This window comes from Nitrosopumilus sp. b3, assembly GCF_014078525.1.
Taxonomy (GTDB): Archaea; Thermoproteota; Nitrososphaeria; order Nitrososphaerales; family Nitrosopumilaceae; genus Nitrosopumilus.
In genome coordinates this window covers 185071-209331 of sequence record NZ_MU078696.1, presented here as the reverse complement: position 1 = coordinate 209331, position 24261 = coordinate 185071, and the positions used below count along the sequence as shown (strand labels likewise).

Sequence of the window (24261 nt, the reverse complement as noted above, 5' to 3'; positions counted from 1 at the left end):
TTATCTTCCTTTTATTGCAAAGTCCTTTCTAAGTGGTGGTAAATCTGCCCAATCTTCTGGCAAAAGTAATCGTCTATTATCAGGATGTCCTTCAAAGAAAACTCCAAACATTTCAAAAACTTCTCTTTCATGAAATTCAACACTGTAAAATACATCTCTAAGAGTCGGTAGTTTAGTAGCATCATTTCCAGGAATTGGGTTTTCTTCTCTTTGTGCCCTAGTGGACAAAACTAGAATTTGACTTGCTAGTGATGAGTCAGTATAAGATCCTATATGATAAACAACCTCAATTTCTTTCTCTTGAGGAAAATCTACACCTGAAACAGATTCTACATGATCAAAATTTAATCCATCACGAATGAATTCAGCTACATCATGAATATTTTCTTTTCCAACTTTTATCCCAATTCTATCTTCTTTCACAAATGTGGATTCTACTTTGTCTCCAAATTTTTCAATAATTTTATCAGAGATACCTTTTTCAAAGGCAGGTAAATCTATAGACTTTTCTTCAGGTTTTTTTGTTGGAGGAGGGGCTTTTTTCTCTTCAGGTTTAACATCTGCAGAAGGTTTATCAGAATCAGTACTCATTATACAAACTTCCTAGCCTTCATTCTCTTAATTTTCTCTTGCAATAACATACATCCTTGAATCAGAGTTTCAGGTCTAGGTGGGCAACCTGGAACATATACATCAACTGGAATAACTCCATCAATTCCTGGAAGTACATTATATGAATCAAAATACAATCCCCCAGTAATTGCACAAGCTCCCATAGCAATAACATATTTTGGTTCTGGCATTTGATCATAAACTAATCTAAGACGTGGTGCCATTTTTCGTGTAATAGTTCCCTGAACTACAACTAGATCACATTGTCTAAGTGAACCAAATGCTTCAATGATACCAAATCTTTCAACATCATATCTAGGACTGGATGCTGCGCCAAATTCAACACTGCAACAAGCTGTTTCAATGTGGACAGGCCAGAGTGACCAAATTCTACCCCAATTGATGGCATAGCCCAATGGTTTATCAATTGCTTTTTCTAAAATGTCCCCTAGTTTTCCGACAAAGACATTTGCGTTTTCTGGTGTAACTAAATCTTTAAGCAATTTTATCCCCTATCCTCGTAAATGCAATTTATATAAAAAACTACCATATTCTTCTCCTCCCTGATTGATATAATGCAAATGCCATTGCGCCAAACATAATTGCTAAAAATCCCATCATAGGAAGTGTTGCACTCTTGGGAAGCTCCAAAAGAGCACTACCCCACGCATACAAGAATATTGCCATTACATCAAAAACAACAAACATCAGAATGTAAGGATAATACTGCATCATGAAATGAGTTCTTCCTTCACCAGTTGGAACTTGGCCACATTCCATTGGTAAAAATTTTACAGGATTACTTCTTTTTCTCGGAGAAATCATTCTTGAAATAATTAGTGCCGGAGCCATTGCTACCACAGCAAAGCCAAACATCAATACAACGGTACTATAATTGCCCGCTAATTCCCCGACCAATTTATCTTCTGACTCTGATTTTTGTATAAAAAGGTATTCTTCCTTTTTTCCGATCAAGTTTTGAAAAAAATTATTTTCTAAAGTACTTTATAGACCATTAACTTACTGCGATCATGACTTTGAACATTGGAGATACAGCTCCTAACTTTGAACTTCCAGATACAGAATTGAAATTGCGGACTTTGGATGAATTTAAGGGTAAAAAAATTGTTTTATCATTCATAGTTGCTGCTAGTTCACCAGTTTGTGAAGCCGAATTGTGTACTTTACGAGACTCATGGCAAGAAATTGCAGATCAAGGTGCTCAAGTAATTGCAATCAGTAACGATGGCCCATTTGCTAATAAAGCATTTGCAGAAAAAAATAACTTCAAATTTCCTTTATTGGGAGATTATTCAAGTAAAACAATTCGCGACTACGACATATTGATGCCAGATCTACTTCACATTAAAGGATACAATGCTGCAAAACGTTCTGTATTCATCATCATGGAAGATGGAAAAATTGGTTACAAATGGGTTTCAGAAGATCCATTGAAAGAACCAAACTATGAAGAAATTAAAAATTTCCTAAAATAGGAAAATTTCTTTTTTATTCTATATCAGCTATAGCATCGCCTTTAGCGACAGATGCGGTTTCTTTAACTTTAATTGATTTTATAACTCCGTCTTTGTGAGCTTTTACAGAAACCTGCATCTTCATTGATTCCAGGGTACATATCACATCGCCTTTTTTAACGGAATCTCCTTCTGCAACTGCAATCGAAACAACCTTGCCAGGAATTTGACTTTTTAGTGACAACTGTGCATTACCAGAGCCAGCACCACCAGAATGCTTGTAAACAACTTCATCAAGGTGAGAGTTGCGATTAATAACAATTGGAACATTATCAATTACAATATTCATTTCATTAGTCGATTGTTCAAGATATTTTGCTTTGTGATATTTTTGATCAAAAATAAATTCAATTCCACGAGAATTCATATTTATGATTTTCAAGTTGTGTTCATTGTCATTTATTTTAATAATGTAATCATTATTTCCAAGATTTTGAAGAATCTTTCCTTCAAATGATTTTTCAATGTCAGATATTTTATAATCCATTTTTCATCAATCCAGTTTATATTTCCAATTAGAACTTGAGTTAGAATCATTTTGTATACGGCTCTTAAAATATTCAGAATGAATTATTGCAGCTGCAATAGCTTCTTCACTCTTTTCAATTTTCTCATTCTTTAGATCGTCAGTTAATTTATCAATTATTCCATATCTCTTTAAGAAATCAGTAGACAGCTCACCTTTTTTGTATTCTTCAGTATTCAAAATTGTTTTGTAAAGTGGGATTGATGTTTCTACTCCTTGTATGTAAAAGTCATTAAGAGCTGAAAGCATTCTAGTTCTAGATTCTTCAAAAGTTTGACCCCATGTACATAATTTAGCCATTAAAGAGTCATAAAATGGTGAAACAGTGCATCCTGGATACAAGTAAGTATCACATCTAACACTTGGTCCAGATGGAATTGTTACATCTGGAACAGGCCCTGTTGAAGGAGCAAAATCTAAGAAGGTGTCTTCGGCATTAATTCTGCATTCAATTGCATAACCATTCATTTTAAGATCTTTTTGTTTGAAGGGTAATGGTTCGCCATTTGCAATATCAATTTGGAGTTTAACAAAGTCCAATCCTGAGACCATCTCAGAGATTGGATGTTCTACTTGTAATCTAGCATTAATTTCAATAAAATAAAATTCACCATTATCTGCTCGTAAAAATTCAGCAGTCCCCAAGTTAGTATAATCTACTGCTTCAGATGCTTTAACAACTAATTCACCCACTCGATCTCGTGTTTCTTGATCAACTACGGGAGAAGGTGTTTGTTCAATAAGTTTTTGATTTCTTCTTTGAATAGAACATTCTCTTTCAAATATATGAACTGCATTTCCATGTTTATCTCTACACATTTGGTATTCAATATGTCTAGTTTTTTCAAGGAATTTTTCAACAATGATTGCAGATTTACCTACTGCAGAAATAGATTCACTTGTAACAGTTTCAAATCCTTCACGTAATTCTTGATCATTTGTAACAATTCTAATTCCACGACCTCCTCCACCATAAACTGATTTTAACATTACAGGGTATTGAATATCATTTGCAATGTTTAATGCCTCTTCAACATCTTTTACGAGTCCTGGACTTCCAGGAACTGTTGGTACTTTAGCTTTAAGCATTGCAGCTTTGCATTGCATTTTATCACCACAAAGATCCATAGATTTTCCTGTTGGCCCGATAAAGTTTATGTTATTTTTTTCACAAGTAGTTGCAAAATCAGAATTTTCTGAAAGAAATCCATATCCTGGATGAATTGCATCTGCACCAGAAGACAAAATGGTTTCAAGAATTTTTTCTTGATTGAGATATGATTTTGCAGGAGCTGCTTCTCCAATATAGTATGCTTCAGATGCTTGTTTAACATGCATAGAATCATAATCTTCATCAGAATAAACAGCAACTGTTTTGATTCCAAGTCTCTTACATGTTCGAATAACACGTAAAGCAATTTCTCCTCTATTTGCAATTAGTACTTTTTCAATCATGTTTAATCACAGGTTGATATTTCCATGTTTTCTTGGTAGTTGTTTTTCTCTCTTATTTGCAAGCATATGTAATGCTTTGATAAGCATAGGTCTTGTTTCAGCTGGATCAATTACATTATCTACAGTTCCATGTGATGCTGCTACGTATGGATTTTCAAATTTTTCGGCAAATTCGTCAATTAATTGTTTTTTTAGTGCTTCAGGATCATCTGCACTTGCAAGTTCTTTTCTATACATGATTTTCACTGCAGCTTCTCCTCCCAAAACTGCACATCTTGCAGTTGGCCATGCATAATTTACATCAGTTCTTAGATTTTTACTTCCCATGGCAATGTATGCACCACCATATGCTTTTCCAATAACTAAAGTAATTCTTGGTACAGTTGCTTCACAATATGCATACAACAACTTACTTCCATGTCTAATAATTCCATTATGTTCTTGATTTGAACCTGGCATATATCCAGGAGTATCAACTAGAGTGATTATTGGGATGTTAAATGCATCACAAAATCGAATAAATCTTGCTGCTTTATTTGATGAGTCAATATCAAGTGCACCCGCAAGATGTATTGGTTGATTTGCTATTATTCCAACTACTTGACCATCCATTCTTCCATAACCCACCACAACATTTGGTGCAAAGAGTTCATGCACTTCAAAGAATTCATGATTATCTACAATTGAATTAATTATTTCTTTCATGTCATAAGGTTGCAGAGGATTTTCGGGGATAATGTTAATCAAATTATGATCCATTCTATTAGGATCATCGTCAGTTTTTATTTTTGGTGGTGATTCAGTATTATTTTGAGGAAGATAGGAGATTAATTTTTTGATATAATCCATACACTCGTATTCATTTTGTGCAACAAAATGTGCAACTCCACTTTTTGAACCATGTGTCATAGCCCCACCAAGTTCATCAAATGAGATTTCTTCACCTAGAACTGTTTTAACAACATCAGGTCCAGTAACAAACATTGTTCCAACTTTTTCAACCATAATAACAAAGTCAGTCATGGCAGGTGAATATACAGAACCACCTGCAGAAGGACCTATACTTGCAGTTATTTGTGGAATTACTCCTGAAGCTAATTGATTATGATAAAATATGTCTGCAAAACCATCAAGACTCATAATTCCTTCTTGAATTCTTGCACCACCAGAATCCATTATTCCAATAATAGGACAGCCATTTCGTACTGCATGATCCATGAGTTTAGTAATTTTTTTAGATCCCATTTGACTAAGTGTTCCACCAAGTACAGTGAAATCATAAGCAAAGACAAAGATTTGTCTACCATTTACATTTCCGTAACCGCCAACTACACCATCGGTGAAAAATTTCTTTTTCTGCATATCATATTCATGGTAATGATGCGTGGTCAAAGGATCAATTTCAGTAAAAGTACCTTCATCAAGTAAAAGACTTATTCTTTCACGAGCTGTTAATTTGCCTTTTTCATGCTGAGCCTTAATTCTATCTTGTCCACCGCCTTGAAATGCAGTATTGTTATTTTTAGAATATCGCTCAATCTTTTCAGAATGCATAACAGTAATCTAAGTCTGAAACGGTTTCATATATTAATTTAGTTTGAGAATTAAAAATCATGGAATTTTTAAAAAAAATCATAGATCATTGTTTTTTTTAGAATTTCATGAGTTAAGAATTGGAAATTTCTTGTTTGTTGATTTTTGATATGAGTAAAAAGCATCTTTTTCTTCACTACATTTCTTACAAATGCATAATTGAGAAACATTAGAAATATCACAAGTTTCCTGAAATTCACACTGAAGACAACCAGCAGGACCACCACAAACACTACATTGTAATTCATTGATTTGAGCACATTTTTCATGTTTTACTCCCAATCCTTTTGCCCATAAACCAATCTCATTAATTTCAATTTTTTCATTACAAACTATACAAGTACCAGGAAATTTCATCGGTATTTTTCTCCAACTCATTGAATCATCTCAATCTCCTTTTCAATAATATCTCCAAAAGTTTCCTGCAGTTCCAATTCAAGAGTTTTATTTTTGATACAATGTAAAACAAATGGTAAACATAAAGTTATAAAAGCACTTGAAGACATGTGTAATTTTCTTGCCATTATAGATGACAGTGCTTTAATTTTTGCACCATCCCAGCGGATTCTATTAAGTAATGGCCACGATAGATTGTATTGTGCATATCTTATTCTATCATCATTTTGATATAATTTAATCAAAATATCATTAAGATAACGTAAAAGTCTCCAGTTCTGAGTTTTCATAATTTTTCCAAAAAGCATATCAGCATTTGAAATAGTTTCTAGATATTTTGCCAGACTTGAATTATCTAAATTACTTGTCATAATACTAGAATAAAATGCATTAATTTTTTCTCTAGGATCAATCTGCATAGAGTATAAAACAATTCTAGCTTCTTCAATTGAATTTGCTTTAAAGAAAGCATTAACACCATCTTCAACATTAATATTTTCAAAAGTTGTTTCTGTTTGTGGATTAAATCCAGTAACTAATGATTGTGTGAAATTTATCATTGAACGAATATCTCCTTTAGATTTATCAATGACTTTAATTAGAGAACCAGGACTTAATTTTGCATTTTCTTTTTTTAAAATATTTTCAAGATAAACTCTAAGTAATCGAGGAGGAATTTTTTTAAATGATATTGTCTTTACAACTTTTTTGATATTTTTCATTTTATCTAATGTGTCATTATTTGCTGCAAGAATTATCGGTACTGTGGGTTCTTTTAGAATATCAACAAGTGCTGAAGCACCACCATAATCACCTCGTCCATGAATTCCATCAACTTCATCAACAAAAATCATTGGAGTTCCTAAGACACTTACATTACTCAAAACAGGCATAAGGATTTCATTTATTCGAGATTTACTTCTAACATCACTTGCATTAAGTCCAATCATATCATATCCAAATTGCTTGGCTACAAGATATGCAATAGTAGTTTTCCCAATGCCTGGAGGACCAACTAAAAGAAGCGGTTTTGTACCTTTTTTCCATTTAGCAAACCACTCCATAATTGCTGCTCGTTGTTCTTCATTTCCCACCATATCAGAAATAATCTGAGGTCGGTATTTTTCAGACCACATCAATTTTATCACTTAGGAAGCTTTGATTGGAATTCAGACCACTTGTTAGCCTTTTGTAATTTATTATACCAAAATTGATTGTAATGTTCCACAGTCAAAAATAAAAATTCTAAAAATTCTTTATGTGAGAATTTCTCAGGCAATAAATCCAGAGTAAGCCTAGCATCTTGTAAATACAAATTACTTTTTTCCATGGTAACATCAAATCCTTTTTTCACATCATTTGCCAATAAAGAATAGTATAGTGGCCAAGAAGGGATTTTCACAAAACCATTTTTTATCGAATCTTCGATTTCGTTTCCACATCCAACACCTTCAGCAGCTCGTGCCATTCCTAAATAGAAAATCTCTCCTAAGGGTCGTTCTGCCAGAGCCATGTTTCTACCTGCTGTACCCATTACGGCTCGGTATTTTTTGTAAGACAAAGTCATTTCTTCTTCAGTGATTGTTGTAGGCTTTGATTTTAATTTCTCATCCAAATATTGCCCAATTCGCGCATCCTTAAATCCATCTTCAAATTCTTTTAGAACTTTTTCTCCTCCTTTTGAAATTTTATCTCTAGCTAATTTGAGAATATATGGGTTCATGAGTTTATAATCATCAAGAAAGTCTAAGTCTTCATCTTTATCTACAATTCGATCCATAGGTTCACTCAAATCAATTGCTAGAATATGTCCTTCAACCATATCCTGTTTTAGTTGTGGATCGTTTCTTTCAGAAAATTCTGCTGCAGCATCAAACAATCCATTGAAAACAGGAAATGTCATTTTTACAAAATTAGAATTTAGAATTCGATTGACTCTATCTTGTAATACTTCAAGGCTCTCTAATTTTGATTTTATTGGTTCAATTTCAGAGGAATTTAGAATGATTTCAGATGAACCTACTTCATCTCCAAATGCCTGTTGGGTAGAATTAGGGTTTGTATCAGATTTAATTTCATTCAGTAAACCCTTAGCAAATCTTTCTGCGAAGTTTGGAAATTCATTTTCTGTTTCTTCCTTGTATTTATTAAATAATTTGTAACCTTTAGATTTGAATAATGCTTGTTTCATTATTTGTTTTCCAGGTTTTGTACTCATCAAAGCTTCTTTGCTTACGACAGATTGATCTTTTCCACTCACAAACGTAAGCTACTTTATTGTTATTTATGCTTTCAATACAAAAATTTTCTTCACTTAAATTACGAAGTGGTAAATATTCAATGTGGAAGTAATAGAAATTCTTCAAGAAGCATCAAATAGAATTTATGAAAATGTAAAAGATCTTGCCGGAACTGAACATGCAGCTGGAGATTTTGGTAGAGGTGCAGGGGGAGATATTTCTAGAAACATAGACATTATTGCAGAAAAAACAGTAATAGAATTTCTCAAGGAAATTAATTTTGAGTGTATTGTTTTAGGTGAAGAATGTGGACGCATCGAATTATCAGATAATCCTAAAGGATATTTAATTATGGATGCAATTGATGGTTCTGCAAATGCTGTAAGAGGAGTTCCTTTTTTCTGTAGTTCATTAGCCTTTGCAACAGAAAATAAACTTAGTTCAATTACAGACGGAGTGATTAAAAATCTAGCAAATGGGGAAATGTATTGGGCCTCAAAAAACAAAGGTTCATTTTTTAACGGAAAACGAATCAATGTGCATAAAAATATTCCAATCTATAAAATAATAGGAATCAATATTTCAGGGGCATCAAGTGATCTGGTTAAACGATTTCTTCCAATTTTTGAAAAAAATGAACATCTAAGACACTTTGGAGCAAATGCTCTAGAAATGGCATTTTTTTCAAGAGGATTGATGGACATTTTTATTGATCTTAGAGGAAAAATCAGAATTCAAGATATTGCTGCAGGGTATTTGATTGTCAAAGAAGCTGGAGGACTATTAATGGATACAAATTTGAATTCACTTGATTCAGATCTTAGTTATGAGACAAGAGTTTCTTTCATTGCAGCTGCAAACAAGAAAATTCTTGATGAAATAACATCACTGATCGATCAATAATTTAATGAATCATTTTTGCAAATTTTATGATTAATTTAACTAGTATTTTACCAAATTAGAACAATTATGTAATTTTTGAATTAAATTCTAACAGAAATATATTTATCCAAAGTCACAAAAAAACATCTAGTATGGTAACTGAGATGAAAGCAAAAGTAGTCTATAGAGAGTTACTAAAAGAAGATCTTGTAATTATTAGATTGGTACCAGAAAATGGAATGCCTCAATACAAAACAGGTCAATTTTTAACAATAGGGCTTCCAATCCCATCAGAAAAAAAAATTGTTAGAAGAGCATATTCAATTGCATCACACGCTGAAAATAGAGACTATTTTGAATTTGTGATTAGATGGGTTAGAAAACCACTTCCAGGTAGAGTAACTACTGAATTATTTTATCTAAGTGTGGGTGATGAGGTATCTCTTGGTGAACCTACAGGAGCAGCATTACAAATTAGTGACAAATTACCAAACGGTCAAAAAGATAACAGAAGAGTGATTTGTGTCGGAGGAGGAACTGGATTAGCACCATTTATTGCATTTGCAAAACATTTTCACGATACAAATGATAAAAGAGAAGTCGTAATACTACACGGTGCAAGTTATGTTGATGAATTAAGTTACAAACGTCTCTTAACGGACTTAGAATTAGAAAGTGAAAGGAGAGGAAGAGACAAATGGAATTTCAGATACAGAGCAGCTATTAGCAGACCAAAAGAATATTTCAATAGATCATGGAATGGTCATGTAGGAAGGGTAGAATCATTTTTCAAGCCCGATAAAAAGACGGGTTTATCTCCCGTCGAAGAGATGGTAGGTGAAGAAATAACTCCTGATAATACTATCATCTATATCTGTGGCTATCAAGGAACAATAGACGGAGTAATCGAATTTTTAGGGCCAAAAGGATTTGTAACTGAACATGAAAAAAAGCCCGATGGGAGTTTTGGTATTAAATACGAATCCTACGGATAGAATTTTCATTAAATAATTATCAATTAGAGTTTAGTCTTTATGAATATCAAATTAGTGTATTTGAATTTGTTACACACCTGTGGATTTTTATATTGATAATCTTTCAGCAAAGTATGGCACAACTAAAATGCAGAGATTATGGTTTTGAGTGTGATTTTGTTGCAGATGGGGAAATGGAACAAGTAATTGAAGATTTTCGAACACACACCGATGAGGAACATGGAATTGATTATTCCAAAGAAGCAGTAATGCAATTTCTCTTAAGAAAACAAGGTTTATAGAAAATTAAGCATCTAATCTTTTCATTCTAGCAGATAATACAGGAAGTTCTTTTTCAATAATTTTCTCAACTGCAGGAATTATACCTGTTCTAGTTCGTACACTTTCTTCATAAATTTCTGCAATTTGATCTCTGAACAATAATTTAATTCCAGGAAGAGCTGTTATTCCTTCATCCACAGTTCTAGGTTCTGATAAATCTAAAACAAGTGTACCTTTTTTCTTTTCTTCCATTACTAATCTAATTCTATCATACGTGATTAAGAAATAATCACACGTAGTTGCAACAAAAATAATATCATATTTATCAAAACCTGTTAAAACATCATTAAAATCTACAGGAGTTCCACCTAGAATTGTTGTAAAACCAGTTGCACGTTCAAGTGTTCTACTAGCGACATCAAAAGAGATATTTTTTTTATCCAAAGCTTTTACAAGCGTTGCAGCAGATTCACCAGTTCCAATTACCAAAACTTTTTTCTTAGAATCAAGACCGGCTTTTTCATCCACAAGTTTTACAGCAACATCACCAAGTGAAACTACATCTTTTGCAATTCCGGTTGTTTCTCTCATTCTAGTAGATAATCGAATTACACTTTCAAATAATTTGTTTAATATTGGACCAGTTGTTCCTGCATTTTTTGCATTTGCTAATGACTTAACCACATCATCGAAAACATTTTGCCATCCAACAACTAGTGCATCTAATCCAGAGGCCAATCTTAAAAGATTGAGATAAACATCATCACCCTTGTAAACTTCTAAGGTTTGATCAAAATGATCAATGTCAATTTGCTCTAATGATGATAAAGAAACCCAAGTATCCTTAATTTGATTTAACACTAGTGTTTTACCTTCAGGTCTTCTTGCATCTGGTGAATCAGTAGTTTCAACATTACTAACTGTGAAGATTTCCACTCTAGTTGCAGATTGAATAATTACACATTCTTCTACGCCAGGAATTTTTTTAAATTCTTGACATGCTGCTGAAACATCTTTGAAAGAAAATTTTGCCAATGTATGTATAGGAACATTTTTGAAAGTTACTCTCGCATTCATTACATCAAAAGATACTTGTCCCACATCATTCACCTATTATGCCTTAACTTTATCCCGTCCACCTTTAGCAGTTCTAAAAACATTCATCCCAATATAGAAATTTTCATGTAATGATTCCAAGTAAATGATTTCATTTTCAGTGTCTTGAATTTCTTTTTGAGATGATTCTGGATTATTTTTTAATTTTTCTAGTTTTAGTTTTGCTTCTTCTAAAAATGAATCAACACCACGTTCATAATTTGAAACCCCACCAAATTCTGGACTTAGAACATGTTCAGGAACATATGCAGGAGTTTGATCCTGCGGAATTTCAGCTTGTCTAGTTAAAGACTCTTGTTCATCTTGAGAAAGAATTGGTCTTGGGAATCTATCTTTTTTATCTAAGAAAAATTCAGGTTCACCCATTTCCCTTCTAAAGATTTCTTCACCTTGTCGCTTGAATGTAAAATCATCTTTCTTAGCTGCATCGGCTTTGACTTCTGCAGCTATTGCCTTGTATTCTTCTTCGGCTGCAGCTTCTGCTTCTGCTTTGGCAGCTTCTGCTTTAGCAAGAGCATCTTTTACTGCAGCTTCTGCTTCTTCTGCAGCTTTTGCAGCGGCTTCAGCTTTTAAAATTGCTTCTTCAGCTACGTTTGCTTCTTCGGCTTTTTTTGCTGAAGCTTCTGCAGCTTCTGTAGATGCCTCTACTTTTTCAATTACTTTATCAACCGCATTTGAATCGACTTTTGGTTCTTCAATAGATGCTTTTTCAGAGGATGAATCTTCTGTAGATTTTGCGTCTACTTTAGATTCTTTTTTCTCTTCAGACATCAAATTTTACTAAAATTGCCTGAATTTTAATATTCTTGTAGACAAACAAGTGATCACGAATTTTTCATCAACAAACACGGAAAGTCAAATTGATCGCTATATAGTTTTGAAATTATAAAAATAATGGCGCCCTCGGCGGGATTTGAACACGCGTCTCAGCCGTGACAGGGCCGAATTCTAGACCGGGCTATACTACAAGGGCACAAGTTGTTTGAACAAAATTGCCAGATTAAAAGTTTCTGTCATAAGAAAATATTTTGTAAAAGACTAAATTATACACGAAAAGCATTTTTGATGAGGGTCTATGGCGCAGCCAGGTAGCGCACCGGACTTTTAATCCGGTTGTCAAGGGTCCGAATCCCTTTAGACCCGCTACTTTTTTTATTTATTTTATAATTTCGTCGACTTGCTTTGTCAAGGATTCAATTGAAGAACTAATTTTATTTTCTCTTTTAGTCACAAATGTTCTATATTCGTTGATCTTTTGAATTCTATCAGAAATCATTCTCTTTTGTTCATCATATCCTGAAGAACCCAAAGATTTTCTATTTTTAAGGGAGGATACAACAGATGTACTTGAAATGATTTTAGATACAATGTTTGGATCTACTTTAGTATCAGAGACAGATTTTTTTATTTGTTCTAAAGTTAATTTTGAGATGGGTTTTTTTGATTGGTATGCTAATTGAACTAAGACGCCTGAAATTTTATGAGTTACTCTAAATGGAATTCCTTCCTGTACTAATTTTTCTGCAATATCAAGTGCAATAAGATTACTGGATTCTGTAACTTTTTTCATTTGTTTTTCATTTACTTTTAACGTAAGAAGAATGGATTTTAAAATCAATAATGCGCTAATAGAGATTTTTGATGTATTCCATATTGAAGATTTTATCTGTTGTAAATCACGTCCATAACCTGAAGCTAATCCTTTAATGGTTGTAAGAATTGCAGTAAGATTTCCAATAATTTCAGATGTTTTACCACGAGTTAATTCTAAGATATCCGGATTTTTTTTTTGTGGCATTACACTTGAAGGAGATGTGAATTCATCAGATAGTTCAATAAATGAAAATTCAGATGTTGACCATATCACAAAATCTTCAGAGATCTTACTTAGATTTGTCATTAAAATTGAAATCATGGCAACATATTCTGCTACAAAATCACGGGTACTTGTAGCATCAATTGAATTTTCAACAATACCATCAAAACCTAGCATTTTTGCAGTACTTTGTCTATCGATTGGAATGCTAGTTCCTCCAACAGGACCTGCACCTAATGGGCTTTGATTAACTCTTTCAAAGGTTCCATAGAGTCTTTGAAAGTCTCTAAGCAACACATCTGCATGGGCCAATAGATAATGAGAAAATAAACCAGCTTGAGCTTGTTGAAGATGAGTGTAAAGTGGCATGATTGTTTTTTGATGATTTTTTGCTATAGAGACTAGGGCTTCAATAGTATCTAAAAGACAATTACAGATAATGTTTACATCATCTCTAATTTTCATTCTAATATCTAAAGCAACTTGATCATTTCTAGATCTTGCAGTATGCATCTTTCCACCACTTGCCATACCAGCCTTTTTGATTACAAGTGATTCAATTAATTCATGAATATCTTCAGCTCCAGAAGATGTATCAAATTTTTCATTTTTTAAAATATCCAGAGATGATAGAATCTTTTTTGCATCATTTTTGGTAATTATATTATTTTGGTACAACATCAAAGTGTGAGCTTGACTTCCAATAATATCATAATAAGCGATTTCAGAATCATCGTTAATAGATGAAACATAGTCTAAAGTAATATCACTCAAATCAGTACCTAGACGTGAACGATACATTATCTAAGGTTCTAGAATGGTTATATATAGCATCGACGCTTTTGCCGACATGAGTCAAGATATCAAACTGCTTAGAGTGAAAATCTTTGATGAATTATCAAAGATTGTGGATCCAGAAATTAATACTTCGATCGTAGAATTAGAATTGATTGATGAAGTAGATATCAATGACAGTAATGTCAAAGTTGATTTGCATCTTACCAGTCCATTCTGTCCTGCTGTATTTGGTTTTAAGATTTGTCAAGATGTTCATGATAATCTCTTGAAAGTAGATGGAGTTAATGATGTTAAAGTGAATGTTTCAAATCACTTTATGGCAGAGCAGATTAACAATCAAGTGAATAACAGTCCAAACCCAAAGAAATTAGGTTAATCTCTAAAACCTAGCAAATAACCTCTAAGAAGCTGAATACCCATTGCTGGATCAACACCCTTTGGACATACCTGACTACAAGAGCCAGCAAAGTGACACCTCCAAATTCCGTGAGACTCATCAATAATTTTTAGTCTTGAATCTTTTCCTTTATCTCTACTATCAGCAACATATCGATATGCTTGAGCTAATGCTTGAGGTCCAACAAAGGAAGAATCAGTTGCCATCGTAGGACATGCAGAATTACACAACCCACATTTGATACAATTTGCAAATTGAATATATTGCTCTACTTCTTCAGGAGATTGTAAAAATTCTTTTTCATCAGATTCTAACTCAGTATCATCTCGAATAAGAAATGGTTTGATTTTTTGATGAGTGTCAAATAATCTTTCAAATTTTACTGCAAGATCTCGAATTACAGGGAAATTATTCATAGGTTCTACTGTAACAACGTTGGAGTTTAATTCACTGATTTTTGTAAAACATGCCAATCGAGGTTTTCCATTAATCATCATTCCACATGAACCACATGTAGCTTGTCTACATGAATAACGAACTGCAACTGAATGATCAAAATGTTTTTTGACCTCTAAAATTGCTTCTAAAACAGTTGTCCAGCGTTCATAAGGAATTGTGAATTCCATGAATTGACTAGAATCATCATGTTCTGGATTGTATCGTGCAATTCTGAGTGTAATTGATTTTGATGAGGATACTGGAGAGGATGCTTGCTCATCTGCAATGTGAGATACTTGTGCCATCTCTATATCATCCCCATGTTAGTCATAATAATTGTTCTCGAACCGTATGCTATTAAACCAAACATTGCTGCAAGACAACCATATGAGACAGCTTTTTCATAAACACGTCCTTGTTTTAATTCTAATAGTATAACTCTCAATCCATTAAATCCATGAACAGAAAGTAGAATCAATATCAACTCTAACATTATTGCATATGGAATGAATTTGTAATTTGCTAAAACAGTTTCATATTCTAAAGACTCGGCAAATCCCATTGTAAGTCGCATTAAAATGTGAACTGCAACTAAACCTACTGCTGCAAGAGCGGTCCCATAGTGAATTTTCATAATTGTGCTTTCTCTCATTTTATTCACCAAACATTACAGCTAATCCATACATCATAGCAATTGCAGCAAGAACTATTGCAGAGTAGATACCAATTTTGTGTCTGTAGTTTTGTGATGCTGGATCATATGGGTAATCAGGTCTTGCAGGTTTTCCTACACCAACACCACCATGTCCCAACATCACTCTAATTCCATTAACAGTATGAAATACACACATAGCAATTACAATTGCCAAGAAAACATGTCCTTCAGTAGTTTGAGTTAATTCTAGAAATTCATCCCATCCAACTTGACCTCTCAAAATATTACTTGTTTCATAAATGTGAGCTACAAAATATGCTAAAAGCCCCAATCCACTTAATCGCATTAACCAATAAGCTACTCGTTCAATCCCATATCGGCCAGGATTAGCCATCCCTTTGATTCCTTCTTTATGTTCGTCTCGCGTCATCTAATATTTCCTCTCAACTGGTTGATATTTTGTAATTGTTACAGGATGTGTTTTCATAATTGGTTCTTTAGGATCATAATATGCAAGTGTATGATGTAAAAAGTTTGCATCATCACGTTTGGTATAGTCAGTTCTTGCGTGGGCACCACGAGATTCTTTTCTATTAATTGCCCCAAGTAAAACAATTTCTGCTACTCTAAACATTGAATCAAGTTCCATCACATTTGCAAAATTAGTATTGTATTCTTTGGCTTTATCATCCACATGTTTCCAAGTCTGTGTCTTTAATTCACGAATTTTTTTAAGACCAGCAATAAGATCAGTTTCATTTCTGTAGACATATGCTTTTTCATTCATGGTGTCAGTGAGTTCCTGTCTAATCTCATATGGATTAACATCACCATTTCCTCTAAATATTCCATCATAGATTCTCTTTTCTTCAGCAGCAACTAAATGATGTGGCCAAGGATTTGACGAGGTATCATTCATTGCATATTCTGCAGCTAATTCACCAGTGATTTTTCCCCAAACGATGCATTCAGATGTGGAATTTGCACCCAATCTATTTGATCCGTGAACACTATTGCAAGCTGCTTCTCCAGCAGCCCAAACACCTTGGATTTCTGTTGCACCATCAATATCAGTATGAAGCCCACCCATCATATAATGACAAACAGGTCTAATATCAAGTAAATCCGTAGCAGGATCAATGCCAGAAAATTTAATAGAAATTTCTCTTATTCCTCCTAACTTCTCTTTAATTTTTTCATCACCAATATGCCTCAAATCAAGTTTCATACAATCAACACCGGTTTCATGTTTGAATCCACGTCCTTCTTGAATTTCTGTCATAATAGATCTAGATACAATATCTCGTGGTGCCAATTCCATTTTTCCAGCTGCATAAGTTTTCATAAATCGCTCACCTTTGTTATTTAGAAGATAACCACCTTCTCCTCTGGCACCTTCTGTAATCAAAATTCCAGAAGGCATAATTCCTGTCGGATGAAATTGTACAAATTCCATGTCTTTGAGTGCCATGCCAGCACGTAATCCCATATCCAATCCATCGGGAGTTGATGAAAGAGCATAAGTTGAGAAACTGTATAATCGCCCAGCTCCACCAGTTGCGATAATGAGAGACTTTCCTTTTATTGTATAAAATGTTCCTGAAGATAATTCAATTGCAGTTACACCCATGAATTTTTTTCCATCGTGTATAATAGATGTAACAAACCATTCATTGAGATACTCAATATTTTCGAATTTTTGACATGTGTCATACAAAGTTTGCATTTCAAAGAAACCAACTTTATCAGATGCATATGTTGCTCTTGGAAAACTATAGCCTCCAAAGTTTCGTTGATCAATTCTACCATCAGATCTTCTAGACCAAGGCATTCCCCAATGGTCTAATTGATGAATTTCCTTTGGCATTTCAACACAAAGTCTTTCAGCAACATCTTGGTCTGCAAGAAAGTCACTTCCTTTTACAGTATCATAAACATGAGATTCAATGGTATCACCTTCATCCTCAAAAAGAACTGCTGCAGTTCCTCCTTCTGCTGAGACAGAATGAGAACGCATGACTTGTACTTTTGAAACAACACCAATTTTGAGATGAGGTCCCTTTTTTGCTGCAGAAATGGCAGCCCTTAATCCAGCAAGACCTGAACCACAAATAATCAAATCAAATTCTAAGGAATCAACCATTTTCAGACAAACTTGCTTGATGTGGGATAAATATGTAGTAATTGTTAGGCACAACACAAAAAATTAAAATATATCGCTAGTGATATCACTAGTGATGGTATCTGAATGGTTTCAAAGAGTTGGAAGTTCAGTACCCAGAGGATTTTCACGGTATTTCATACTAGAGTTATTGAAGAAAAAATCTCACACAGGTAAGGAGATTATAGATTATGCAGTAGAACAAAGCAATGGGATTTGGAAACCATCTCCAGGATTAATCTATCCATTATTAGGTAGATTACTAGATGAGGAGCTTATTGAAGAAACAAAAGATGGAAGATACAAACTAACAAAAAAAGGATCAGATACTGCCGAAGATGTAGATAAGATTAATGATATTGTGAAAAAACAGTTAGAAGTTCTTTTTCGATTAGGAAATGTTGGAAGATTTGTTGCTTTAGATTTGTTAGAGAAGATCTCGACTATTGGATCTATTCTAAGTTCCAACTTATCAAATATGACAGATGATGAAACTCAAAAATATAGAAAATTCCTTCAAGATGAACTAAAGAATATGGATGAAAGAAGTTCAAAAAAGAAAGGAAAAGAAATCAAGATAGAATAATTATTTGATTAAAATCATAAATAATCTAGAAAAAGAATACAGATATGAAAAACTTGAAAAGTATGTTAAAATCTAATGAATCCATCGTAATTCCTGGAGTTTATGATGCAATTGGTGCAAAGATTGCAGAGAAAGTGGGATTTGATGCTATGTTCCAAACTGGTTATGGAACATCTGCAACGTTATTTGGAATGCCAGATTATGGTTTTATCGGGGCATCTGAAACAGTAGATAATGCAAGAAGAATTTGTAGTGCAGTTACCGTTCCAGTAATTGTTGATTCTGATACAGGTTATGGAAATGCATTAAGTGTTTGGAAGCTAGTTAAAGAACTAGAATCTGCAGGAGCATCTGGAATTTTTCTAGAAGATCAAAGATGGCCGAAAAGATGTGGGCATATGCAAGGAAAAGAAGTTGTACCACAAGAAGAATATACAGAAAAATTGGGAGCTGCAATTGATGCAAGAGAAAGTAAAGATTTTTTCATTGTTGCTAGAACAGATGCAAGAGCAACAGAAGGATTAGATGCAGCAATTGAACGAGGACTTGAAAATAAAAAAACAGGAGCTGATGCAGTGTTTATTGAAGCACCAAGATCATTAAATGAAATGAGAAAAATTGGTAAAGCAATCAATGCACCTCTTGTTGCAAATATGATTGAGGGAGGAGCAACACCACTTAGTTCTGCTCAAACATTACATAAAATAGGATTTAAAATAATACTATACCCACTATCTGTACTATTTGCAAATACATTTGCTACAATGAACATTTTACAAGAGTTAAAGAAAACGGGAACCACTGCAAAATTCAAACAAAAAGTTGTAAATTTTGATCAGTTCAATGACTTAGTAGAACTTCCAAAATTTAGAAAGATGGAAAAGAAGTACGGATTTTCAAAGAGAAGATAAAAGAAAAAATTTCAAGTAAAGTATACAGTTATGCTGTATTTCTCTTTACTTCAATTTCTATTGTTGAAACGTTTCTGGTTCTACCGTCTTGTGACTCTAGTGATTCTGAGCCTATTTTGATTTCTCCGATAGAGTAGCCTGCATTTTCCGTTTTTCTTGCAATGATTTGAGCTACATCTACAGCACGACCAATGCTGAGTCCTCTAGCTTTGATGTTGACGGCCGGTAAGTTTGCCAGTTGAATTAGCGTTGATGTTACATATGCCATCAATGGTTTCTTACCAATGAATATGGTGTCTCTGGCTTCGTTTGACATAGAAAATTTACTATTTAAGGATAATTTAAAGCTAAAAGTGTTTTTTTGAATTTGTTGAAAAAATATTGAAAAATTTTAACTATTATTAACCAGAAAAGAGGATTTCTAGCCAACTTGGAAAACATTTCAAAAATTTTAGAATCAGGGAGCAGTCAAGAGAAAATCAAGATTTTAGAAACTATGGATAAAATAAACAATCCAAGAATTTTAGAAAAAATTATTTTAAAATTAGATGATGATGATATTCAAGTAAGAGGTGAAGCTTTTAGTTCACTTATTTTAAATGAAAATAATATTTCTGATTTTTTAATTAAAAGCTTAAAATCTTCAAGCAAAAACATTAGAGGTTTTTCATCCCTAGTATTGGCAAACAGAAATGAAATAAATTCAATCCCAGAAATAATCAAACTTACAAAAGATAAGCGTTCTATGGTTAGATCTTGTGCAATAGGTGCATTAGGGCACCTAAAGGCAAAAAATGCAAAAAAGATTTTTTTAGAATCACTTCTAGATTCAAATTTAGAAGTAAGAAAGAGTGCACTTCATGCAATAATTAATCTAAAAATTTCAGTTTCTGAAGAGAGAAAAAAGGAAATTATTAAACAGGACGATCCTGATATTAAAAAATTACTTTTAAAATTATAGTGGACCGGAAGGGATTTGAACCCTTGATCCGATGCATGCCATGCACCTATCCTACCAGACTAGACGACCGGCCCAATTATCAGAAATCTGATTGAATAGGATTTTTTAAATTGGTTATTAACGTTTAGCGGTTTTGTTGTAATCCACCTGTAAAATTAACACAATATATTTAACCTTGATAATGATGGTTCAATCGTTATGGTAGTAGATAACAAAGCAACTGTCACTTATGTCCAATTACTAAAAGAGGATCTTGTCATAATTAGATTAGTTCCAAAAGAAGGACCAGTTCCAGATTATCAAGCAGGTCAATTTATCACATTAGGATTACCAAATCCTGCAGAAGGGGGCAAAATAGTTAGAAGGGCATATTCAATTGCATCTCATCCAGAAAATAGAGAATACATTGAGCTTGTAATTAGATGGGTAAGAAAACCACTTCCAGGCAGATTAACTACTCAAATATTTAATGCAAAAGAGGGAGATGAGATCCTCTGGTTAAAACCTACAGGTAGAGCATTGTTAATTAATGAAGAACTGCCAAACGGGGAAAAAGATAACAGAAGAATTATTTGTATTGGTGGTGGAACAGGTCTTGCACCATTTGTGAGTTTTGCACAACATCTTCATGATACTGGCGATAAGAGAGAAATCATAGTTTTACACGGTGCAAGTTATGTTGATGAATTAAGTTACAAAGATTTGTTAACGAATCTTGAAAATGAAAGTATAGCAAGAGGCAAAGATGAATGGAATTTCAAATATAGGGCAGCAATCAGTAGACCTCAAGAATGGTTTAACAGATCATGGGCAGGTCAAATTGGTAGGGTTGAAACATTTTTGAGACCTAGAGAGAATGGAATGTCACCTCTAGAAGAATTGATTGGTGACACTATCACTAAAGAAAACACAATGTTCTATGTTTGTGGTTGGCAGGGAACAATAGATGGAGTAATGGACTTTTTGAAACCAAAAGGCTTTGTCACAGAACACGATAAACGTGAGGATGGAAGCTTTGAAGTCAAATACGAATCATACGGATAATTTTTTAAAAAGACAAGTCTAAAAATCAATCATTGAAATAGAAGATTCATTTAGGAAAATCAATTGATTACTGCTCTATATCTTGCACACCTAAATCCTGTAACTAATGCTCATGTTGAAATAATTTCTGAGTTAAAAAAAGAGGCAGATATTGTTAAAGTCATGCCAGTAGTTTTCAAAGATGGAGAAAAAGAAGTCAACAGTAAAAGTTTCCCTTTTAATTTTGAAACTAGAAAGAACATGCTTTTGTCAGTTTTTGGGGATTCAATTCAAATAACTGATGATTATGCTTTTTGCTCTCCATTCAAGAAATACTTGCCACCACTACTAGCACCTAGATCATGGAGATTAAGGAAGCAAATTCTTAGAGGAGTGGAGGGAAAATTTTTTTCATACACAGGTGATAAGGCAGAAGGGTATATGTTGAAAATCTATAGATTGAAACCCAAAATAGGGGAAAGAAAAGCACTTTCTGCTGCTTCTGTAAAAGAGAAATTATATGATGCTGCTCTTGGAAAAGAGCCTTCATGGAAAGAGCACGTTCCAGAAAACATTGCCAAAATAATTGAGGATAATTGGAAAACAGTTGAGAAATATGCAAATTCAGAAGATTTGACTACCAGAGTTGTAGGTATGAAATTTCCTAAAGAAGGATGGTCAAAAAAATCTCAATAAAGAAGAAATCCGTACATTCCAATTACCAAAATGGTGGATTCATTAGATTGAAAATAGATTAATACGCAACTGCTAAAATTTTTCTATGAAACTCCCACTTTCAAAATATGTCTGGTTTGATGGAAAGTATGTCATTTTAGAAAAAGCCCAAGTTCCAATTACGACACATGCAATTCATTACGGGACATCAATCTTTGAAGGAATTAGGGCATACTGGAATGGAAAAAATCTTTTCATATTTAGACTAGATGAGCATGTCAAGCGGTTTAGAAGATCGGGACAATTTTACAATATTTTACTTAATTTCTCAGACAAAGAAATCACAAACGCCATCATAGGAATTTGTAGAAAAAATAAGATAAAAAAATCATGTTACATCAGACCATTTTATTTTGTAGGAGATTATGGAATTAATCTACACGTAACTGAAAAGGCACCAACAAATGTTGCAATTTTTACATTTCCTTTCGGAGATTTATTTAACAAAAATGGAATCACCGCAGGAGTTGTATCTTGGAGAAAATTCTCAGACATGTCTACACCTCCACAAGCAAAAATGGGTGGGAATTATCTCAATTCAATTATTGCAACACAGGAAGCAAAAAGAAATGGTTTTGATGAGGCAATTTTACTAGATCATAATGGAAATGTAAGTGAGGCACCTGGGGAAAATATCTTTATTGTTAGAGAGGGGCAATTGATAACACCAACATTATCATCATCTGCACTTGAAGGAATTACCAGAGATGCAATATTAAAAATTGCAAAGGATTTGGATATGGACGTAGTAGAGAGAGATCTTAGTAGAAGTGAGTTAATTATTTCAGAAGAAATTTTTCTTACAGGTACTGCAGCTGAGATTACGCCAATTATATCAATGGATTCAAAAAAGATTGGAAATGGTAAACCAGGAAACATCACAAAGAAAATGATGCAAGAGTATACAGATATTGTAATGAACGAAAATATCGATTATGCGCATTGGTTGACGGAAGTGTATTAGATGAAAATTATTCAAATTGGAACTGGAGGATGGGGTAAAAACCACACAAGAATTTTATCTCAATTGGGCGTGCTTTCAGCAATATGTGATGCGGATCTTAAAAAAAGCAAAGAGTATGGAGAAAAATATTCTGTCAACTATTATGATTCATTAGATGAATTGCTAAAATCTGAAGAATTTGATGGTGCATTTGTTGTAACTCCTACATCAACACACACACAAATTGCAAAAAAATTGTTAGAGGCAAAAAAACATGTATTTGTTGAAAAACCAATGACCTACAAATCTGAGGATGGAGAAGTACTTGTAAAACTTGCAGAAAAAAATAAAGTGATTCTTACATGTGGGTATATTGAACGATTTAATCCAGCAGTGGATGTTGTAAAAAAATATGTCAAAGAAAAAAAATTTGGGGATTTAGTAATGCTAGAATTTCACCGTGAAAATAGAATGCCTCTCCATATCAAAGATGTAGGAATAATTTATGATACATCAGTTCATGACATTGATACTGCTAATTGGTTATTTGACGACATGCCTCATGTTGTATTTGCAAGAGCAGGTAAAATTAGACATGAGCATGAAGATTTTGCAAGCATCATGTTAGGATACAAAGATGACAAGGTTGCAATTATTTCATCAAATTGGATTACTCCAAAAAAACTAAGAAAATTTAATGCTGTGTGTACTGATGCAATCATCTCATCAGATTTTATTACTCAAGAAATAACAATAGAAAAAGATGAAGATAATGAAACGATTCAAAATGAGAAACAAGAGCCATTATTTTTAGAAATTAAGAGTTTCCTTGGAGCAATTGAAGGCAAAAATGAGCACATTGTAAAATCACAAGAAGCAGTAAACGTGACAAAAATAGCAGAAGCGGCACTTTTATCTAGTTTAAAGGGAATTCCAATTTATCTGGATTTAAAATGAATAAAACAATGATGGACATATTGGCATGTCCAATTGATAAAAATCATCCTTTAGAATTATTTGAGATCAAAGAAAAAGATGATGTGGTTTCAGAAGGGGCATTATTTTGTAAAAAATGTTCAAGATTTTATCCAATCATAGAGGGAATTCCAATAATGCTTCCTGATGAATTAAGAGATAAAAAACAAGAGATTAATTTTCTACAAAATTACAAAGAGAGATTACCTGAAAAAATTATAACACAAGGAAATCCATGGCATTTGTAAGAT

At 33.4% G+C, this 24261-nt stretch carries 30 protein-coding genes and 3 tRNA genes; 14 read left to right on the top strand and 19 right to left on the bottom strand.

Annotated elements, in window-relative coordinates:
- Genes C6990_RS07310 through C6990_RS07300 form a run of 3 tightly spaced genes read right to left on the bottom strand, consistent with a single transcriptional unit; the run spans position 1 to position 1488 of the window.
- On the bottom strand, positions 1–591 hold the full coding sequence (locus C6990_RS07310) for an NADH-quinone oxidoreductase subunit C (protein ID WP_182129934.1): 591 nt from the start codon (positions 589–591) through the stop codon (positions 1–3).
- Positions 591–1115: an NADH-quinone oxidoreductase subunit B gene (gene nuoB, locus C6990_RS07305; protein WP_014964441.1), complete on the bottom strand. Its 525-nt coding sequence runs from the start codon at positions 1113–1115 to the stop codon at positions 591–593. The genes C6990_RS07310 and nuoB overlap by 1 nt, the downstream gene beginning before the upstream one ends.
- A 40-nt stretch (positions 1116–1155) precedes the next feature.
- Complete coding sequence (locus tag C6990_RS07300; RefSeq protein ID WP_048119539.1) at positions 1156–1488, bottom strand: NADH-quinone oxidoreductase subunit A; 333 nt, start codon at positions 1486–1488, stop codon at positions 1156–1158.
- Between the two features lie 155 nt (positions 1489–1643).
- Between C6990_RS07300 and C6990_RS07295 the strand changes: the two genes are divergently transcribed.
- Positions 1644–2108, top strand: coding sequence for a redoxin domain-containing protein (locus C6990_RS07295; RefSeq protein WP_048117926.1), 465 nt, complete (start codon positions 1644–1646; stop codon positions 2106–2108).
- A 13-nt stretch (positions 2109–2121) separates the two neighbouring features.
- Here C6990_RS07295 and C6990_RS07290 read toward each other — a convergent pair whose 3' ends face one another.
- The 6 genes from C6990_RS07290 to C6990_RS11045 all read right to left on the bottom strand — a co-directional run bounded on the left by C6990_RS07290 (position 2122) and on the right by C6990_RS11045 (position 8377).
- Positions 2122–2634 (bottom strand): acyl-CoA carboxylase biotin carboxyl carrier protein subunit, encoded by a 513-nt coding sequence (locus tag C6990_RS07290; RefSeq protein ID WP_182129932.1) that lies wholly within the window; start codon positions 2632–2634, stop codon positions 2122–2124.
- A 6-nt stretch (positions 2635–2640) separates the two neighbouring features.
- Positions 2641–4128: an acetyl-CoA carboxylase biotin carboxylase subunit gene (locus tag C6990_RS07285; RefSeq protein ID WP_182129930.1), complete on the bottom strand. Its 1488-nt coding sequence runs from the start codon at positions 4126–4128 to the stop codon at positions 2641–2643.
- A 6-nt stretch (positions 4129–4134) separates the two neighbouring features.
- On the bottom strand, positions 4135–5682 hold the full coding sequence (locus C6990_RS07280; RefSeq protein WP_182129928.1) for an acyl-CoA carboxylase subunit beta: 1548 nt from the start codon (positions 5680–5682) through the stop codon (positions 4135–4137).
- A 105-nt stretch (positions 5683–5787) separates the two neighbouring features.
- The gene (locus C6990_RS07275) at positions 5788–6099 is read right to left on the bottom strand and encodes a hypothetical protein (RefSeq protein WP_182129926.1); all 312 of its coding nucleotides are present in this window, start codon (positions 6097–6099) and stop codon (positions 5788–5790) included.
- Entirely contained in the window at positions 6096–7253 is a 1158-nt protein-coding gene (locus C6990_RS07270) for an AAA family ATPase (RefSeq protein WP_182129924.1), read from the bottom strand. Before C6990_RS07270 ends, C6990_RS07275 begins: the two co-directional genes overlap by 4 nt.
- Before the next feature lie 8 nt (positions 7254–7261).
- The gene (locus tag C6990_RS11045) at positions 7262–8377 is read right to left on the bottom strand and encodes a hypothetical protein (RefSeq protein ID WP_255465308.1); all 1116 of its coding nucleotides are present in this window, start codon (positions 8375–8377) and stop codon (positions 7262–7264) included.
- A gap of 82 nt (positions 8378–8459) precedes the next feature.
- Here C6990_RS11045 and C6990_RS07260 point away from each other — a divergent pair, with 82 nt between their 5' ends.
- The 3 genes from C6990_RS07260 (at position 8460) to C6990_RS07250 (ending at position 10515) form a co-directional block, all read left to right on the top strand.
- On the top strand, positions 8460–9260 hold the full coding sequence (locus C6990_RS07260; protein WP_182129922.1) for an inositol monophosphatase family protein: 801 nt from the start codon (positions 8460–8462) through the stop codon (positions 9258–9260).
- Between the two features lie 131 nt (positions 9261–9391).
- Complete coding sequence (locus C6990_RS07255; RefSeq protein ID WP_182129920.1) at positions 9392–10234, top strand: FAD-binding oxidoreductase; 843 nt, start codon at positions 9392–9394, stop codon at positions 10232–10234.
- Positions 10235–10347: 113 nt separating this feature from the next.
- Positions 10348–10515: a DUF1059 domain-containing protein gene (locus tag C6990_RS07250; protein WP_182129918.1), complete on the top strand. Its 168-nt coding sequence runs from the start codon at positions 10348–10350 to the stop codon at positions 10513–10515.
- A gap of 4 nt (positions 10516–10519) precedes the next feature.
- On the opposite strand, the gene C6990_RS07245 is transcribed toward C6990_RS07250, so the two are convergent.
- The 3 genes from C6990_RS07245 to C6990_RS07235 form a co-directional block, all read right to left on the bottom strand.
- Positions 10520–11596, bottom strand: a complete 1077-nt coding sequence (locus C6990_RS07245; protein ID WP_182129916.1) for a glutamyl-tRNA reductase — start codon at positions 11594–11596, stop codon at positions 10520–10522.
- A 12-nt stretch (positions 11597–11608) separates the two neighbouring features.
- Entirely contained in the window at positions 11609–12382 is a 774-nt protein-coding gene (locus C6990_RS07240; RefSeq protein ID WP_182129914.1) for a hypothetical protein, read from the bottom strand.
- A gap of 124 nt (positions 12383–12506) precedes the next feature.
- Positions 12507–12584, bottom strand: a tRNA-Asp gene (locus tag C6990_RS07235).
- Positions 12585–12680: 96 nt separating this feature from the next.
- Between C6990_RS07235 and C6990_RS07230 the strand changes: the two genes are divergently transcribed.
- Positions 12681–12754, top strand: a tRNA-Lys gene (locus tag C6990_RS07230).
- A 13-nt stretch (positions 12755–12767) separates the two neighbouring features.
- Here the strand turns inward: C6990_RS07230 and argH are convergent.
- A complete protein-coding gene (gene argH / locus C6990_RS07225; protein WP_182129912.1) occupies positions 12768–14228 on the bottom strand; it encodes an argininosuccinate lyase in 1461 nt (486 codons plus the stop codon).
- Positions 14229–14277: 49 nt separating this feature from the next.
- Between argH and C6990_RS07220 the strand changes: the two genes are divergently transcribed.
- The gene (locus tag C6990_RS07220) at positions 14278–14601 is read left to right on the top strand and encodes a metal-sulfur cluster assembly factor (protein WP_182129910.1); all 324 of its coding nucleotides are present in this window, start codon (positions 14278–14280) and stop codon (positions 14599–14601) included.
- Here the strand turns inward: C6990_RS07220 and C6990_RS07215 are convergent.
- Genes C6990_RS07215 through C6990_RS07200 form a run of 4 tightly spaced genes read right to left on the bottom strand, consistent with a single transcriptional unit; the run spans position 14598 to position 17858 of the window.
- On the bottom strand, positions 14598–15365 hold the full coding sequence (locus C6990_RS07215; RefSeq protein WP_182129908.1) for a succinate dehydrogenase/fumarate reductase iron-sulfur subunit: 768 nt from the start codon (positions 15363–15365) through the stop codon (positions 14598–14600). The genes C6990_RS07220 and C6990_RS07215 overlap by 4 nt on opposite strands.
- Before the next feature lie 2 nt (positions 15366–15367).
- The gene (locus C6990_RS07210) at positions 15368–15712 is read right to left on the bottom strand and encodes a succinate dehydrogenase/fumarate reductase transmembrane subunit (RefSeq protein ID WP_182129907.1); all 345 of its coding nucleotides are present in this window, start codon (positions 15710–15712) and stop codon (positions 15368–15370) included.
- Between the two features lies 1 nt (position 15713).
- Positions 15714–16145 (bottom strand): succinate dehydrogenase/fumarate reductase transmembrane subunit, encoded by a 432-nt coding sequence (locus tag C6990_RS07205; RefSeq protein ID WP_182129905.1) that lies wholly within the window; start codon positions 16143–16145, stop codon positions 15714–15716.
- Positions 16146–17858 (bottom strand): succinate dehydrogenase/fumarate reductase flavoprotein subunit, encoded by a 1713-nt coding sequence (locus tag C6990_RS07200; RefSeq protein ID WP_182129903.1) that lies wholly within the window; start codon positions 17856–17858, stop codon positions 16146–16148. It abuts the gene before it with no gap.
- 94 nt (positions 17859–17952) lie between these two features.
- Between C6990_RS07200 and C6990_RS07195 the strand changes: the two genes are divergently transcribed.
- Together C6990_RS07195 and C6990_RS07190 are read left to right on the top strand one after the other, a co-directional pair.
- Entirely contained in the window at positions 17953–18462 is a 510-nt protein-coding gene (locus C6990_RS07195; protein ID WP_182130635.1) for a PadR family transcriptional regulator, read from the top strand.
- Between the two features lie 62 nt (positions 18463–18524).
- A complete protein-coding gene (locus tag C6990_RS07190) occupies positions 18525–19373 on the top strand; it encodes an isocitrate lyase/PEP mutase family protein (RefSeq protein WP_182130633.1) in 849 nt (282 codons plus the stop codon).
- 28 nt (positions 19374–19401) lie between these two features.
- Here C6990_RS07190 and C6990_RS07185 read toward each other — a convergent pair whose 3' ends face one another.
- Positions 19402–19689, bottom strand: coding sequence for an AlbA family DNA/RNA-binding protein (locus C6990_RS07185; protein ID WP_048117992.1), 288 nt, complete (start codon positions 19687–19689; stop codon positions 19402–19404).
- 114 nt (positions 19690–19803) lie between these two features.
- On the opposite strand from C6990_RS07185, the gene C6990_RS07180 reads away from it, so the two are divergent.
- Positions 19804–20334, top strand: coding sequence for a HEAT repeat domain-containing protein (locus C6990_RS07180; RefSeq protein WP_182129901.1), 531 nt, complete (start codon positions 19804–19806; stop codon positions 20332–20334).
- On the opposite strand, the gene C6990_RS07175 is transcribed toward C6990_RS07180, so the two are convergent.
- Positions 20335–20408 (bottom strand) — tRNA-Ala (locus C6990_RS07175).
- A 124-nt stretch (positions 20409–20532) separates the two neighbouring features.
- Between C6990_RS07175 and C6990_RS07170 the strand changes: the two genes are divergently transcribed.
- The 5 genes from C6990_RS07170 (at position 20533) to C6990_RS07150 (ending at position 24258) form a co-directional block, all read left to right on the top strand.
- Entirely contained in the window at positions 20533–21378 is an 846-nt protein-coding gene (locus C6990_RS07170; RefSeq protein WP_182129899.1) for a ferredoxin--NADP reductase, read from the top strand.
- A 63-nt stretch (positions 21379–21441) separates the two neighbouring features.
- Positions 21442–22053: a hypothetical protein gene (locus C6990_RS07165; RefSeq protein ID WP_182129897.1), complete on the top strand. Its 612-nt coding sequence runs from the start codon at positions 21442–21444 to the stop codon at positions 22051–22053.
- Between the two features lie 85 nt (positions 22054–22138).
- Positions 22139–23056 (top strand): branched-chain amino acid transaminase, encoded by a 918-nt coding sequence (locus C6990_RS07160; protein WP_182129895.1) that lies wholly within the window; start codon positions 22139–22141, stop codon positions 23054–23056.
- Positions 23057–23992 carry a Gfo/Idh/MocA family protein gene (locus C6990_RS07155; protein ID WP_182129893.1) on the top strand — a complete coding sequence of 312 codons (936 nt, stop codon included), beginning with the start codon at positions 23057–23059 and terminating at the stop codon, positions 23990–23992.
- The gene (locus tag C6990_RS07150) at positions 23989–24258 is read left to right on the top strand and encodes a Trm112 family protein (RefSeq protein ID WP_182129891.1); all 270 of its coding nucleotides are present in this window, start codon (positions 23989–23991) and stop codon (positions 24256–24258) included. The genes C6990_RS07155 and C6990_RS07150 overlap by 4 nt, the downstream gene beginning before the upstream one ends.
- Positions 24259–24261: the final 3 nt, after the last annotated feature.